Raw genomic sequence first — 15,122 nt, forward strand, 5'->3', positions numbered from 1 at the left:
GGAGTGAATGACCATGTCGACAAGCCATCTGTCAGCAGGAAATGGGCTCCAGACGCCGTTTGGTGAGTCTCTGGTGGTGGGGGCGACCGAGCCGGCGCAGAGTGCTGTTCTTGCCGGCACCTCGCCGTTCGTTGGCGAGTACTACAGCGACGGTCGGACGGACGAGGACAATCCGCGCGCCGCGGAGATGGTCGAGCTGCTCGACGAGCTCCATGACCCCGAGTTCGATGAGGCGTTGTATGAGCTGGTCGACGATGTGCGCCAGGCATATGAACAGCAATTCGACGTTGGTCTGCAAGATCGGTCGGCACACGAAGCAGCGGCGGAGCGTTTCGTCGCGAGCTATCTCTCCGGCTTGCAGGAGGAAGCCGAGCGGGGCCTTGACGCCATGGCGCACGCCGCGGAGGGTCTCGACCCAGCTGGCGTGACACAGCGAGAGCTCGACGGATTGCTCGGCGAAGTCGCAACCGGAGCAGCGGCTTTGTCACCGGTTTTCGAGGATTTCCTCGGGGGTTTCTTCAACAAGGTCAAGAAGGTCGTCAGCAAGGGCGTGAAATTGATCGGTAAGTTTCACCCCATCGCCATCATCTTGCGCAAGCTCAAGAAACTCGTACGACCGCTGCTCAACCGGGTTCTGCGCATGGCACTCGACAAGCTGCCTCCGGCCCTTCGCCCAGCGGCGTCCCAACTGGCTACCCGCCTGCTGGGTCTCAAGGCCGAGGCGGCGGAGGCAATGGCTCCCAACACCCAGCTCACCACCGTCGACCCCGGGCAGGTCCAGCAGGAGCTCGATCTCGGCCTGGCATCGTTGCTGTTGGCGGCTGACGCCACCCAAGGTGACGTCGCGCTGGCCGAGGTGATGTCGGAGATGCGCAGCGCCGACGGCCAAGGAGCGGCCGAGTTGCCGGACGCACGGGAACGGTTCATCAACGAGATCACCGAACTTGGCGACGGCGAGGACCCCAGTCCGGTTATCCAGAACTTCCTCCCCGCGATCCTGCCGGCGCTCCGGCTGGGCATCCAGCTCGCGGGACGGCCGAAGGTCGTGAACTTCCTGGCGGGCTATCTCGCCAAGATGATCCAGCGGTTCGTCGGTCCTGCACTGCGCCGGCCACTGTCCCAGGCCATCGTGGATGCCGGACTGCGGCTCATGACCCTCGAGGTCACGGAAGCGACGCAGACACGAGCCGCAGGCGCGGCGGTGGCCGGGACCGTCGAGGACACCGTCCGTCAGGTTGCCGAGCTGGATGAGGCCGTTCTGGACAGTCAGCCCCTGCTGGAAGCGGCGCTCGCTGAGGCCTTCGACGGCGCTGCCGCCGCCAATTTCCCGACTCAGCTGCTGCTCCCCGAACTGCGGGAGACCGACGTCAACGGCGCCTGGGTGCTGCTCCCGCTGCGCGGCAGGCCGCGGTACAAGCGCTTCAGCCAGATCTTCGATGCCCGGATCACACCTCGGACCGCACGACACGTCAAGACATTCGGGGGCGTCAGTCTCGATGTGGTGCTCCGCGACCGCTACGGCGTCACTGGACCCGTCACCGCCAGGGCGCGACTCTATGAAGCGATTCCGGGCTCCTCTCTGGCTCGGGTGGCTGCTTACGAACAGGAGCTGCCCGAGGCGAACACGGCAGCTTGGTCGGAGATGCAGCCGTTGACGCCCGAGGCCGCTGGGTTGCTCTTCGGCGAACCAGGCCTCGGCCGGGAGATCCCCACCGAGTTCATGGCGACTCCGCGCACGGTCGCCGCTGGTCAGCGCTTCTACCAGCTGGCGATTCCCGGCACTGGGGCCGCACCTACGCGGAGCACCGTCCGTGGGCGGCAGCTTCGCCGGTCGACCCGGCTGAGCGTCAGTTTCCGGTTCAAGGCCGACGAGATCCGTGTTCGCTTGTACTTGAGCGAGGCGGACGCACAGGCCATCGCGGCCAAAGTCGCGCGAGGATCGAGCGAGGCAGCGGCCCTTGCCCGGATGCTCTTCGTCAGGGTTCAGGCTGGTGTACAGGAAGCGATGTCCGGTCGGTTCCCACGGCGGATTCGGTTCGTCCACGAGTCGGTGCCCCAGGACTACCAGCAGGGGACAACGGCGTCCCGGCTTCCCGAGCCATTACGCCGCTGGCTCTGCCGAACGCTGCTGCGCTGGCTCCACGCGACCCTCACCGCCGGATTCCTCGAACAGCACGGTCGTCGTCTGGCGGATGCCGCGGCCAACGCGGCGGACGGCGTGACCATCCTGATCACCTTCGCGCACCCGCCGGGTATGAAACTCATCGACCAGGCGCTACGCGGGCGCCTGCCCTCGTTGGCTGAGCTCGTGCTCGGAACGGGTGCTGCTCCAACCGCGACGACGGTGATCACACCGGGGCACCGGCGATGATCGACCTATCGGCCGAGCGAAGCGAACTCGCTGCCCAGTTGGCGCATTGGCGGGCGGCCACACTGGCGTTCGACGACCTCGAGAGCTTCGCGGCGGAGTGGGCTTGGTCCAGTCTCGAGCAGTACCTGGGGATGACTCTGCGGTCCTACCTCGCGGGTGTGGTCGACCGGCTTCGCGAGGCCGCGGACACGCTGGCCGCGGATGTGGCGAAAGCCCAGGACGAGCAGCAGCTTGCGATGCTGCGTCGCCGGGTGCTCGCCTTCAAACAGCGGGTGCTGCAGAGCGAGACCGTGCTCGATTTCTACGGCGACGCGGTCAACACCCGGACATCGCCACGTCAGGCTGCCCTGCTGACCGCATGCGACCTGCTGGCCGCGCAGAGCATGACGGCCGCGCTCAGGCCACTGGGGCATGCAGCTCCCCCGGTGTTGACCTACGTGGACAAAGGCGCCGGCGCGAGCGTGCTCAGGGCTGGGCTGCGGCTGTGGGACGCCGGCGCCCCGAGCCCGGTCGCCGCGATCAAAGTCGTTCGGCACAGTCTGCTGCTCCCGACGTCACTACTGCACGAATCCGGCCACCAGGTCGCCCACATCACCGGGTGGACGGCCGAGTTGGGGCAGGCATTGACGGCGGAACTCGGTGCGACAGGTCCGGCCAGCGCCTGGACGGAATGGGTATCGGAGGTCGCCGCCGACGTATTCGCCTTCGCCCACATCGGCTACGCGGCGGTCGCCGGCCTGCAGCAGGTCATTTCCGGCGGTTCCGCGGCAGTGTTCCGTTACCCCGTTGGCGATCCCCATCCCATCCCGTACCTGCGCATCCTGTTCGGGACGACCCTGTGCCGCACCACGTACGGCGCCGGACCGTGGGACGACCTGACCGCTACCTGGGTCCGGAACTACCCCCTCGATCACGCACCTGATGCGGTCCGCGAGGTCGTCGAGGCGTCAATGCCGCTGCTGCCCAGGTTGGCCGAGCTTTGCTTGCTGGCTCCGCAGCGGGCCTTCGGCGGGCGCTCCCTGGTCGCGTTGGTAGACCCCACGACCGTGCGGCCCGAGGCGCTCACCGCGCTTGAGTTCGAAGTCCAGCAGGGTAAGGACCGTTCCGTGCACTGGTCCTGGTTGGAATGTGTGCGCCTGCTCGCACTCGCCGGCTGGCGCGTCGCCACTACTCCGCGTCGGGCCCAAGACTACGCCGCAAAGCACGAGGACTGGATGCTTCGCATCGGCGGCAGCGCGCGGCAAAGCGCGTGAACATACACCGAAAGGACTACCGATGACGCCGGAGGAGATCATCAGCCAATATCGGGAGGTGGCCACGACAGTGGTCGGCCCAGTTCGGAAGCTCGAGGAGCCGGCCAGAATCCCCGTTCGACCGCGCCCACAGATCACCAAGGTCGAACCGCTCGTGGGCGGGGTCGGGGACGAGGTGCGGATCACGGGTGTCGAATTGGGAGGCAATCCGAAGATTTTCTTCGGTGCGAAGCAAACTGCGACCCCCAGTCCGAATGCGGACGGATTTACCACCACAGTTCCCGCGGGTCTCGCGCTCGGCGACAAGGTGAAGGTTGTCGTCTCGACCTCGTTGGGCACAGCGGTCGGCGCTGTTCTCTTCACTGTGGCGGAGAAGTCGCGAAATGAATCGACATCGTCCGCCGCAACGACAAAGGAAGCGTGACCAAAGTGTACCGACAACTGGCAAGTTGGCTGCAAGAGCAGGCGGGGATCAAGAAAACGCCGACGCTCGACGCTGGAGCACGGAAGATGTTCTTGCTCCACCCGCTCCAGCTTTCCTATTTTCTTGAGGAGGCTTGGTACGTGCGGAATAACTCGTATTCCGCGCGGCCGAGCTTCAGTCTTGATGACCCCACGATACCGGGGCCGGACCCCGGCTATGCGACGCGAACTGCTAGGCGTTCGAGTTCCATGCTGGCCTCGCGCGGCTCGTTCGTCGAGGATTGGGTTCTGGATTCCACCAATTCGATCTACCCTCTTGGCAAACGGGTGCAGACAGGACTTTGGGACCATCTCATATACGCATATTTGATTGAGAACACTCGTATTTACGAGATCTTCCGGCGGGTGATCCACGAGTATGCGCACGGCGAGCGCTTGGATGTGCCGTCGGTCGACGGTCAGCATTGGCTGCGAGCCACTGAGGACCTGTTCTTCAAGGACGCACCCCCTGGTTCGATCCAATCTCTCACGAGCTACGTGCGTTCTGATATCTGCGCGTCTCGACGTAATGCCTACTGGCGGATGTTCGGCATGGACCTGAATCACGGTACCAAGGATGGCGGCCGGTATCCCTATGAGCAAGCTGAGGCATACAACCGCGACTTCGTGCCGACGTTCGAGAAACTTCTGACGGAAGTTTGGCGAGGGATCGAGAACTTCACCAATACCACCGGTCCGCGGGCAACCGACGACAGTGCGATCGCAAATCTCGCTCAGCATCTGTTCAACATGCTCTCGGCGAGGCGCCGGTCTGGAAACCTGTCGCGTGAGGAGTTCTTCTACGTGGCGACGATGTCGTGGCTGCACCTCACGGTGGAGTTCGACTCGCCAATCGTCGCCGACCTCAAGGCGACTGCGCCAAGCCCCGAAGAAAGACTGCGGAAGATCGGCGAACGTGTCGGCGTGCCGGCGCACGCCAAGTCGGAGAGTCATTTCCGAATGGCGCAACCAGCCGCGTCCGTACTCGCCGCCCTCGAGACTGGTGTCTTCAACGACCCTGCGGGGGCTCAGGCGCTCTACATCCTGCCGACCGCGGGAAATCCGATCAGGAACGACATGCAGACAATCATCACGCATTGGTCGCTCGCGACCGGACGTGACGTCAAAGCCATGCCCGTCCGCGGCGGCGTTTCTCCGTCACCAAATGGTCACGTCCAGCCCGCAGTGACAGGCGTTCTCTGAGGAGGAAATCCGGTGAGCACATCCCCGTTTCTTGGCGAAGAGAGCGTGTCCGAGCCGTCATCGCGTTGGCGGGGGCACGAAATCCCGTTCGACCGGTATTCGGACACCGCGGCTCCTGAGTCGGTGCTGCTGGGAAGAGCCGACGAAGTAGCTGAATCTGAGGAACTGTTCGAGTCCGAGGAGTTCGCCCGTCACGCTGTCGACGAGGCTATCTCTGCCTTGGACTCCCGCGGAGATATGGAAATCGACGCTCAAGAATCAGGGAGGGACGACGTTCGTCCACGGATCTTGTTGACTGCGCAACTACGAAAAGCCTGGCGTTCCTATGAATGTGCGACGCATCGCATGGTCGATCTCCGTCTGTTCGGTAAATGGAACACTCCGGTAAACCCGGAGACGGTCGATGCATGGCGAGCGCTTGAGCAAGCACTCGTCGGTGCGGGCTACAGACCCCACCGGGCCTGGGTGTACGTCTGCCGTCAGATCGGAGGGCAGAAGACTCAGTCGTTGCACGCATATGGGCTGGCTATCGATATCGACCACAGGCAACCGAAATGTAACGTAAACCGGGCAACGCCCGACCAGAGAGTTGTCAAGTTTTCGCGGGCCAGTACCAAAGATGAGCGGTGCGAAGACGTCCGTTCTGAACGCGCGGATACCAGCTTCACGGAAGACCAGGTCGCCGCTGTCGAAGCTATTCGAACGGTTGACGGCCACCAGGTCTTCGCTTGGGGAGGGCGGTGGAAAACCTGCAAGGACACCATGCACTTCCAGATCAGCGTCACGCCTGCGGAGCTTGCCAATGGGATCCGCCCTGTGAAGGGTGGTCGTCTGTCCGACGGCGATGGCGAAGGGGTCCACTGAAATGGCAACGGTCCTTGCTGTCGACGAATTCGGGTGCGTACCGGACGGGCGCTTCCTGGAGCGAGTGTCGATTACCGCAGACACCGCCGCGCTGAAAGACGGCGATGGCGAGGTACGTGCGGCGGACGTGGGAAAGAACATCGCAATACCCGGTGCTGCGGATCTCGATGGTACGATCAGCCGCTTGATAAGGCGAACCGATGTCGACGGGACAATGGTCGCTGGTGAGAAAACCTTGGACGCGACGTTCGCGCCGGAACACCACGGGCGTTTCCTGGCCAGGATTCACGCAGGTCAGCGCATCACCGTGGCGGGTGCTGGGGTTGGCGGCTCAACGCTGGTCACTGACGTGGTGAAGGTGGTCGGCCCGACGAACCTCGAATTGGCCGACGCGTCTGCTACTTCGGTTTCGGCCGTGAAGACCATCCTGAATGATCCGGGCAGCGTCGCTTTGAGCGACTATGCACGAATCAGAGTCGCTGGCGTCACGGTCGATCTCGGTGACCGCACGATCGGCGACGGTGCCATGATGGTGGGAAGCTCGGCGCTGGCGAGTGAGACTGCCAAGTTCTCCTCCGTCGATCTTGACAAGCCCGTGGTGATCCGGGCGGCGGGGCGGCACGTGACGACCATCGAGTCGTTCCAAAGCAGCACTCAGGTGACATTGGCTGCGCCGGCGCAACGGACGGTCGTCGATGGTCTGGCCGACGTGTGGCGCACCGACTCCCGAATCGGGTTCGAGGCACTGCTGGCCGGCCTCGGCGGTCTGGAGGGCGAGTCCGCGGAGATCAGGTTCAGCCCTGGTGTCTACGATTTCACGCGAGTCCCGATCTCGAGCCGGATGCAGGGCGCGATTTCGCTGAGTGGGCTGAAGAACCTGACCTTGCGAGGCGCGGGCCTTGGGGTCACGATTCTACGCCTGATGCCGGACCAGAAGCTGGATCGCAACGCGCACGTGGTGCAGATGCGCAACTGCACTCGCCTGACGCTGCGCGACCTTTCGGTCCACGGTTCTTACCTGACGCTAGGCAGTGTCAACGAACAGATGCACGGCATCGTCATCGATGATGGCTCCGAGGAGATCGCCGTCGATCAGGTGCGTGTCCATCAGTCAGCGGGAGATGGCGTCCGGCTGCTCAGCAGCGCGGACGGCAAGGTGCGGCAGGTACGGGTCGACCGTTGCCAAATCGTTCAGAATAAGCGGTCTGGCGTGGCCTTCCAGCGAGCCGTGGAGCAGGTCTGGGTGCGCGGCTGCTACATCGAGATGACCCCGCCGAGCACCGACTCCTGCCTGGACTTCGAGCCCACCGGACCGGTGCCGACCAATGACAACGCGCCCAGAGACATCATCATCGATTCGAACCTCATGGTGCACGGAACCCAGACCGTCGCCGTGTCGCTGTCCGGCATCTCCGGGCTCGACCGCCTCACCCGTGTGCAGTTCACGAACAACCTGGTGATCGGCGGCTCGATCTTCAGCACCGACATCGACCGGTTGACGATCCAAGGCAACACCGTCATTGTGCCCGAGAGTGGCCCGGCGCGGATCCCCCTTCACGTCCAACGGGGCGGCCGCGAGTCGGTGATCACCGGCAATCTGCTGGTCAACGCTCACGCTGAGATCGAGTCCGCGCTACGACTCAGTGGAGCAGCGCACCGTCCGGCGACTCGGACATTGGTCTCCGGCAACCTTTGCGTCACCCGCTCCGGGGCCGGTATCGACGTGATTTCCGCAAATGACATCGCCATCCAAGGGAACATGGTGATCTCGACGGGTTCCTGCACCGGGGGAGTCTTCGTCTACGCCGAAAGCTCGGACACGGACAGGATCTCCATCCACGACAACCACATCACGGCTGAGGGTCTAGGCACATGGAAAACTGGCGTCCGCGTCGCGACCGGTAGCCACAGCATCGACGACTTGTCGATCGTCAGCAATGCGATCGGAGGTGCGGCCGTCGGCGTCGAGTTCGATGGGAAAGGCATTCGTCACACCCCCGTCTGCGCGCTCAACCGTGTGAGCGCCGACGCCACGAAGCCCATCGTAGGACTGAGTAACCTTCCCGAACATGCGGTGATCGTCGGCGGCGCGGCCAGCCGAGGTGGCTCAGAACCGAACTCGGGCGGTGGGCGCCATTTGACGGGAATCGGTGATCCTACGGAGTCGGCCCTTCCCGGGGACTCGGTGCTTGTGGCCGGAAACATCGGTGACATCTACCAACGCCTTGACGGCGGGCTGGGAAGCACCCTCTACGTCAAGGAATTCGGCAACGGCACCACTGCCGGTTGGATCGCCAAGTAGGCAGGCAAACCGGTCGTCTCAGTATGTGGAGTGCCAAAACACCGATCTTGGATCAGTCCCGTCGTCGAACCAACCCGATTATACGCTGCTGAGATCACCCCCATAACCGCTGATGAGCCCGCGCTGGCGGTGCGCGCGTAGCGGGTGGATGTGAAGGGGCAACTTTCTGTCCAGGTTCTGCCCTGCTGATCCGGGTCGACGTGCTGCTGGCGATGGAGCGTCGGCCGCGGGGGAGCGTGCGGTGAGCAAGGTGCGCGGATTCGGCGGGCCCAGGCCACCCGCTCACGAGCCGAGCACCAGGTCGGCGACTCGAGCCGCCGCGGCGACTCGCGGGCGAACTGATCGTCGTCGGGAGCAGGCGGGTACGTCCCCCGTTTCCGCAGCCGGGCGGCGTCCCGGTCACCATCGGCGGAGACGGTGGCCGGCGTCGCCCCACAGTGAAGTGAGCCGGACTCCGTCTTCGGTCAAGAAGAACATGGCTCCCACGACCGCCGCGCCGAGACCGAGCACGTTGGTGAGCATCGGCAGCACGTACGGCAACGAGGCCGGCTCGTCGAGCGCGTCCAAGGCGATCAGGCGGAGGGTCGACGGCGTGGCGATCAACGCCCCGAGCAGGAACAAGCCGAACCAGGCCAGCTTCCACCGCCGGCGCTTGGCCGGGCTGAACACCCGCACGGGCAATCGGCTTTCACACGAACCGCAGGCCACCGTGGCTTCGACGAGGCCGGTGGCGGGCCGCGAAACCGGGATGTCGCTCAGCGAGTACCGGACGGTGGTCGTGGCCACGACGACGTACTCGCGGTGCCGCTCGCCGTGGATGCAGGCCAGCCGCACCCGCGGATACTCGCCCGTCTCGGCCACTGCTGCCTCACCACTTCCCGTGCTGCGTGCTGCGTCGGCAGTATCGGGCGGAGTCGCGGGGACGGGTCCCGGGACACCTGATCCGGGACCCGTCCCCGGCCACGCCCCCCACGCTCGGCGCATGCAGCTGAAGGCGGCCACCACCGAGCGGAACAGGATCGGCTTCGGAGCCGCGCTGGCTCGGGCGGTGCGGCTGAGTTTCCGGTTCCGGGGCCGGGCCTCGCGACCGGAGTTCTGGTACTTCTTCCTGGCCTACGTGCCGCTGGTCCTGGCGCTCGGGGTCGTCGAGAACGCCGCGGACGAAGAATGGCTCTACACGGTCGGCACCGTGCTCTACCTGCCGTGGGTGGTGCCGTTCGTCAGCGTCGGGGTCCGGCGGCTGCACGACGTCGGGCGTTCCGGCTGGTGGTGCGTCGGCATCATCTCGTGCTTCGGCTGGCTCTTCCTGCTCTCGTTCTGGAGCGGGCGGGGCCAGCTGGGGGAGAACCGGTTCGGCCCGCCGCCGCGGTGACGCGGGGTCAGCGAGCCGATACCGGATTTCGTAGACTGCTCGCGTGACCAAGGGACGAGTCGTGGCCAGCCGATATCGGCTGGAGGAGGAGCTCGGCCGGGGTGGTATGGGCGTCGTCTGGCGGGCGGTCGATCTCGAGCTCGGCAGGCAGGTGACGCTGAAGCGGGCGCTGGGCGAGGACGCCGGGCAGATCCGGCGTGAGGCGCGGATCGGAGCCGGGTTGTTGCACTCGAACGTCGTCACGGTGTTCGACACGGTCGTCGACGGGGACGCCCGGTGGCTGGTCACGGAGTACCTGGCCGCCCGGAGCCTGGAGGAGCTCGTCGACGACGGGGGGCCGCTGCCCGAGGAGCGAGTCCGGCGGATCGGAGCGCAGCTCGCCGGGGCGCTCGCGGACATGCACTCCCGCGGAATCGTCCACCGCGACGTCAAGCCGGGCAACGTCCTGGTGACCGCGGACGACGTCGCCAAGCTGACCGACCTGGGCATCGCCCGCTGGACCGAGGTCACCCGCACCGGCGGCGCCCAGCTCACCGGCACCCTCGGGTACGTCGCGCCGGAGGTGGCCGACGGCGCCGAAGCCGGGCCCGCATCGGACGTCTTCTCGCTGGGGGCCACCCTCTACGCCGCGATCGAGGGCCGGTCGCCGTGGGGCCCGGGCGAGGACGGTCCGTTTGCGCAGATGCGCCGCGCCGCCGCTGGGCGGCCCGCACCCGCCGAGCGCGCGGGGCGGTTCGCGCCGGTGCTCGACGCGCTGATGGCCCGGCACCCGGCCGACCGGCCCGGCGCCGCCGAGGCGGTCACGCTGCTCACGGCGGACGCGCCCGTGCCTTTACGTCGACCCGGTCGCCACCTGCGCCGCCGGTTGCTCGCCGGGGCCGCGGTGGCGGCGGTGGCCGCGCTGGTGGCGGGGTTCGTCCTCGGCCGGCCGCTGTGGACCACCACCGGCGGCGCACCGGCCGGGGCGACCACCCCGAGCCCACCGGCCGGGGCGAACACCCTCGGCGCCGACCCGGCTGCGACGGATCCGTGTGCGGCGATCTCGATCAACTCGCTGACCTCGTTCGGGGAGCCGTTCGTGGACCCCGAGGTGCTGAACTTCGGCAGCTGCGTGGTCACGACCACGCTGACCGGCAAGACCGGGCAGATGCAGACGCGGCTCGATCTGACCGGCCCGCTGCGGTACCCGCCCCGGCCGCCGGTGCCGGGCAAGATGGGCGAAATCGAGTATCCCGAGGCCCGCGACGGCTCCTGCGAGCGCGCCATCTCGCTGGCCGACGCCAACCGGATCGTCGTCACCTCACACCCGCTGGACGACGGCGCGAAGGAGGCGCCGGTGTGCTCCTTCTCGGAGTCGGTGCTGTCCGGCGTGCTGACCACGCTCGCCAACGGGCCGCTGCCGCGGCGCGCGCAGCTCCCGGAGTGGTCGCTGGCGCACGTCGACGCCTGCGGCCTGCTCGACGACGCCACGACGTCGGGCGTGCTGGGCCAGGCCAAGAAACCGGACCGCGGGTTCGGCGGCTGGGGCTGCACCTGGGAGCACGATCCACGCACGATCAGCGTGGAGTTCAGCCGGGAATGGCCGATCGAGGCGGACAAGGACGTCCCGGGCGACCGGATCCGCCTGGGGAACCGCAAGGCCGTCGTCGCGCCGGTGGCGGGCGGGCACCCGGAGTGCGCCGTCATGGTCGTGCACCGCCTCTACACCCCGGCGCTGCCGGTGCTGAACGGTACCCCTCCGGACCGGGAGGAGGTCGCCAAGGTCTCCGTCGAAGACACCGCGGCAGCCGATGGGCAAGCGCTCTGCGCGACCGCTCGCTCGCTGGCGGAGGTCCTCGTCCGGCGGCTGCCGTGAACCGGGGACCGGTCCCCGGCGCCCCCGGCTAGAAAGAGCGGGGGCCGGAAACGGCCGGAGGAGACGGGACGAGAAGTGTCGATACGGGTACTGGCCGGCGTGGCGCTCCTGGTGGCGGCCGCCGCCGGTCCGACGGCCGAGGGGGCCGCCGGACCGGGACCGCGCACCCGGCATGTCGGGCCGCACGGGACGTACCCCAGCGTCCAAGCCGCGGCCGACGCGGCCCGGCCGGGGGACACCGTCGCGATCGAGGCGGGCAGCCACCCAGGCGGGCTGACCGTCCACCGCGGCGGCTCCCCCGGCCACCCCATCCGGTTCCGCGGCGAAGGCGGCACCGCGGTGCTGACCGGCGCCGGCGGCCTGGTGGTGGGCGGACACGGCTGGCTGGAGTTCACCGACGTGACCGTGTCCGGTTCGACCGGCTTCGGCGTGTACGCCGAGGGCGCGCACGACCTCGTGTTCGACCGGTTCGGGGTCGACGGCTCCCGCGACGGCGGGCTCGTCCTGGTCGGTACCCGGCGGGTGCGTGTCGCGCATTGCGACATCCACGGCACCAACGCCCGCGGCACCGCGGCCGACCACGAAGCGCTGAGCATCGCCTCGGGCTCGTCGGACGTCGAGGTGTCCGGCTGCCACGTGCACGACAACGGCGAGGAAGGCATCGACGTCAAGTACGACGACGCTGCCCGGGTGAAGATCCACCACAACGTCGTGACCGGCAACCGCGGCCCGGACATCTACGTCGACTCATCGTCCACTGTGGACATATATGCCAACGTCGTCGGCGGTACCCGCGAGGCCACCAAGGCCGGGATCGGGCTCGCCGTCGAGGACTACTCGGAAAGCCGGCTGCTGTCGAAGGTCCGGGTCTTCGACAACCTGTCCACCGGCAACGCGCAGGCCGGCCTGAGCCTGTGGGTCGAGTCGACCGGCACGATGCGGGACCTGACGATCGTCAACAACACCTTCGCCGGCAACGCCCGCGGCTCCCTGCTGATCGACGCCGACCGGTTCACCGGAACGAACACCTTGCGGAACAACGTGTTCGGTGACGGGCCGGTCGACGCCGGGCCGTTCGCCGCCGACCACAACCTCGTCGGCAATCCGGGGTTCGCCGATCCGGCTCGCGGCGACTACCACCTCGCCGCGCGCTCGGCCGCCGTCGATGCCGGCAGCCCCGAGCACGCCCCCGGGTTCGACCTCGACGGCGTCGTCCGGCCCGCCGGCGCGGGCTTCGACATCGGCGCTTACGAACGGAGGTGGCCGTGACCACCGAACGCCTCGACGCGCACCACCAGCGCAGCCTGCGGCACGGCGTCGCCGGCACCGTGCCGGGCATGTTGAGCGCACTCACCGTCACCGGCGGCGTCGCGGTGCCGCCGTCGCCCGGCAGCCGGGTGACCTTCGGGCGCAACCGGCTGGAGGCCGACGTCTGTGTCGGCGAGGAGGACGTGCGGATCAGCCGGGTCCACGGGCTGCTCGTGCGCGAGCGGGACCGCTGGTGGCTGAGCAACACCGGCCGCTCGCCGATCCGCCTGTCCGACAGCGTCCTGCTGCACCGCGACAGCGAACCGCTGCCGCTGGCCGACGGCTACACCGCGCTGTTCCTGCGCGGCACCCGCGAGCACGTGCTGGAGCTGCTCGTCTCCGACGGCGAGGCCGGTGTCGCCACGCGCCGCCCGACGCACCCGACGGCGCCGCCGAAACGCTGGCGGCTGTCGCCGGAGGAGCACCTCGTACTGGCGGTGCTCGGGCAGCGGTACCTCGGCTACGACCCCCACCCGCTGCCGCTGTCCCGTCAGCAGGCGGCCGCCGAGCTCGCCGAACGACGGCCTCGCGAGAACTGGACGGTCAAACGCGTCGAACACCTCGTTTTCCGGGTCCGGCAACGGCTTTCCGACGCCGGCGTGCACGGGCTCCGGCGGGAGGAGGTGGGGGAGCCGGTGGGGCTGACCCTGACCGTGAACCTGCTGCGCGAGCTGGTGCTCTCGACGACCCTGGTGCCGATGGACCTCGAATGGCTCGAGCTCCCCGACCCCCCGCTTGCCCCCGGATGAGGGTGGGCGAGCCGGACCGGCCCGGAGACCTGGCGACCGCACTGGTCCGGGTCCGGGTCGGCGAGGATTCCCGCGCCGGATTCCTGATCTCGGATCGGCTCGTGGTCACCGGCGGGGCGGGGCGCACCGCGGACGCCGTCGTCACCACCGGAGGGGGCACCCGCGGTGTGGGCCGGATCCACCGGCCGGAGGTGCCGGAGCACGACGTGGCCGTGCTCCGGCTGGCCGAGCCGGTCGGAACCGACCCGCCGCCGCTCGGGTATCCCGGGCACGTGCGTGTCGGTGACCAGGTGCGGACTCCCGGCGGCGGCACCGGCCTGATCGAGCGGTTCGGCACGGCGGCCGGCGTCCGGCTGTTCCACGTCGGGCCGCAGGTTCCGCCGGTCCCGCCGGTCGAGGTGGGCAGTCCGGTGCTGGACGAACTCGGCGAGGTGGTCGGCATCGTCGTGTCCACCGGGGCCGGCGGGGTGAGCGTGCTCGGCATCGACGCCCTCGGCTCCCTGCCGGCGGAGGCGGGCTGGGACCGGTCCCCGCCGTGGTGAACTAGAAATCAGGCATGCAGCGGTCCAAGAAGCGGAAGCCGAAGAAGGCACGGCACCGCATTCCGCCGAAAGAGCCGAAGCGGCCTCCTGCCGCACCGGTGGAACCGGCCGGGGAGTCGGTGGTCCACCCACGGCCGGGGTTCCGCGACCCCGCCGGGCTCCCCGAGCTGTGCCGAAGCTTGATCAGCGCGGTGCACCTGCTGAGGACCGAACACGACGCGGCGTTGCTGCGAGCCTTCCTGGAGGGCCGCCGGGTGGCCTTCGGCCTCCTCACGCCGTGGTGGCGCCGGATGTTCAGAGGCTCGCGGGCCTCGTACCTCCGAGCGTTGCCGCCGGCATCGGCCGCACTGGACCGGGAACTGGCGCGCCGGCGAGCAGCCGACCAGCACCGGCGAGCAGCCGACCAGCGCCGGCGAGCAGCCGACCAGCGCCGGCGAGCGAACGACAAGCTCTGGCGAGCGAGCGACGTCCCCAAGGTCGAGTGGCCGGCCGTCCGGGAGCCGATTCCCGCTCCCAATCCCTGCCTGACCGCAGACAAGTGCGAGAACTGCTCGTCTCGCCCCGGACGTCTGCACGTCATCGTCGAGGACTGTGCGATCGGCGTTCCGATGGGCTTGCGCCTGGCATGCGCGGTCCTGTGCCGGGAATGCAAAGCCCTGCCGTTCGGGCAGATGTTCGGCCCGGCGGAAATATCCCGGCGCGTCATGCAGCACAGAACCCACTGATCGCCAATGGGACAGAACGGCGATGAGGAGGCCGGGATGCCAGGAGGTGCCCCGCAGGACGACGGAGGTGGCTTCGGCCGGCTCGCCGATCAGCGCGCGGACACTTCGGCCGTGCT

General features: G+C 67.7%; 13 protein-coding genes. 12 read left to right on the forward strand and 1 reads right to left on the reverse strand.

Going from position 1 to position 15,122, the window contains the following annotated elements; translation table 11 throughout:
• Window positions 1–7 precede the first annotated feature (7 nt).
• From AB0M80_RS35360 to AB0M80_RS35385, 6 genes are read left to right on the forward strand one after another with little or no spacing between them, the layout of a single operon-like run.
• A complete protein-coding gene (locus tag AB0M80_RS35360; RefSeq protein WP_364573640.1) occupies window positions 8–2,371 on the forward strand; it encodes a hypothetical protein in 2,364 nt (787 codons plus the stop codon).
• Complete coding sequence (locus tag AB0M80_RS35365; protein ID WP_364573642.1) at window positions 2,368–3,624, forward strand: hypothetical protein; 1,257 nt, start codon at window positions 2,368–2,370, stop codon at window positions 3,622–3,624. The genes AB0M80_RS35360 and AB0M80_RS35365 overlap by 4 nt, the downstream gene beginning before the upstream one ends.
• Before the next feature lie 22 nt (window positions 3,625–3,646).
• Window positions 3,647–4,048 carry an IPT/TIG domain-containing protein gene (locus tag AB0M80_RS35370; RefSeq protein WP_364573644.1) on the forward strand — a complete coding sequence of 134 codons (402 nt, stop codon included), beginning with the start codon at window positions 3,647–3,649 and terminating at the stop codon, window positions 4,046–4,048.
• Entirely contained in the window at window positions 4,045–5,289 is a 1,245-nt protein-coding gene (locus AB0M80_RS35375) for a hypothetical protein (RefSeq protein WP_364573646.1), read from the forward strand. Before AB0M80_RS35370 ends, AB0M80_RS35375 begins: the two co-directional genes overlap by 4 nt.
• A 12-nt stretch (window positions 5,290–5,301) precedes the next feature.
• Window positions 5,302–6,153 carry a M15 family metallopeptidase gene (locus tag AB0M80_RS35380; protein ID WP_364573648.1) on the forward strand — a complete coding sequence of 284 codons (852 nt, stop codon included), beginning with the start codon at window positions 5,302–5,304 and terminating at the stop codon, window positions 6,151–6,153.
• A 1-nt stretch (window position 6,154) separates the two neighbouring features.
• Window positions 6,155–8,455, forward strand: coding sequence for a hypothetical protein (locus tag AB0M80_RS35385; protein WP_364573650.1), 2,301 nt, complete (start codon window positions 6,155–6,157; stop codon window positions 8,453–8,455).
• Between the two features lie 399 nt (window positions 8,456–8,854).
• Here the strand turns inward: AB0M80_RS35385 and AB0M80_RS35390 are convergent, their stop codons facing one another.
• A complete protein-coding gene (locus AB0M80_RS35390) occupies window positions 8,855–9,316 on the reverse strand; it encodes a hypothetical protein (RefSeq protein WP_364573652.1) in 462 nt (153 codons plus the stop codon).
• Between the two features lie 121 nt (window positions 9,317–9,437).
• Here AB0M80_RS35390 and AB0M80_RS35395 point away from each other — a divergent pair, with 121 nt between their 5' ends.
• The 6 genes from AB0M80_RS35395 to AB0M80_RS35420 all read left to right on the forward strand — a co-directional run bounded on the left by AB0M80_RS35395 (window position 9,438) and on the right by AB0M80_RS35420 (window position 15,006).
• Window positions 9,438–9,827 carry a DUF805 domain-containing protein gene (locus tag AB0M80_RS35395; RefSeq protein ID WP_364573654.1) on the forward strand — a complete coding sequence of 130 codons (390 nt, stop codon included), beginning with the start codon at window positions 9,438–9,440 and terminating at the stop codon, window positions 9,825–9,827.
• 43 nt (window positions 9,828–9,870) lie between these two features.
• Complete coding sequence (locus tag AB0M80_RS35400) at window positions 9,871–11,682, forward strand: serine/threonine-protein kinase (RefSeq protein WP_364573656.1); 1,812 nt, start codon at window positions 9,871–9,873, stop codon at window positions 11,680–11,682.
• 75 nt (window positions 11,683–11,757) lie between these two features.
• A complete protein-coding gene (locus AB0M80_RS35405) occupies window positions 11,758–12,951 on the forward strand; it encodes a right-handed parallel beta-helix repeat-containing protein (RefSeq protein ID WP_364573658.1) in 1,194 nt (397 codons plus the stop codon).
• Window positions 12,948–13,739 (forward strand): FHA domain-containing protein, encoded by a 792-nt coding sequence (locus tag AB0M80_RS35410; RefSeq protein ID WP_364573660.1) that lies wholly within the window; start codon window positions 12,948–12,950, stop codon window positions 13,737–13,739. The genes AB0M80_RS35405 and AB0M80_RS35410 overlap by 4 nt, the downstream gene beginning before the upstream one ends.
• Complete coding sequence (locus tag AB0M80_RS35415) at window positions 13,736–14,281, forward strand: trypsin-like peptidase domain-containing protein (RefSeq protein ID WP_364573662.1); 546 nt, start codon at window positions 13,736–13,738, stop codon at window positions 14,279–14,281. Before AB0M80_RS35410 ends, AB0M80_RS35415 begins: the two co-directional genes overlap by 4 nt.
• Window positions 14,282–14,460: 179 nt before the next feature.
• Complete coding sequence (locus tag AB0M80_RS35420) at window positions 14,461–15,006, forward strand: hypothetical protein (protein WP_364573664.1); 546 nt, start codon at window positions 14,461–14,463, stop codon at window positions 15,004–15,006.
• The last annotated feature ends 116 nt before the right edge of the window (window positions 15,007–15,122 follow it).

Source organism: Amycolatopsis sp. NPDC051045, from assembly GCF_040682955.1.
GTDB lineage: Bacteria > Actinomycetota > Actinomycetes > Mycobacteriales > Pseudonocardiaceae > Amycolatopsis.

Excerpts from the sequence above, each read along its gene's own strand:
- AB0M80_RS35360 (WP_364573640.1), top strand. The coding sequence starts at position 8 with ATGACCATGTCGACAAGCCATCTGTCAGCAGGAAATGGGCTCCAGACG.
- AB0M80_RS35365 (WP_364573642.1), top strand. The coding sequence starts at position 2,368 with ATGATCGACCTATCGGCCGAGCGAAGCGAACTCGCTGCCCAGTTGGCG.
- AB0M80_RS35370 (WP_364573644.1), top strand. The coding sequence starts at position 3,647 with ATGACGCCGGAGGAGATCATCAGCCAATATCGGGAGGTGGCCACGACA.
- AB0M80_RS35385 (WP_364573650.1), top strand. The coding sequence starts at position 6,155 with ATGGCAACGGTCCTTGCTGTCGACGAATTCGGGTGCGTACCGGACGGG.
- AB0M80_RS35395 (WP_364573654.1), top strand. The coding sequence starts at position 9,438 with ATGCAGCTGAAGGCGGCCACCACCGAGCGGAACAGGATCGGCTTCGGA.
- AB0M80_RS35415 (WP_364573662.1), top strand. The coding sequence starts at position 13,736 with ATGAGGGTGGGCGAGCCGGACCGGCCCGGAGACCTGGCGACCGCACTG.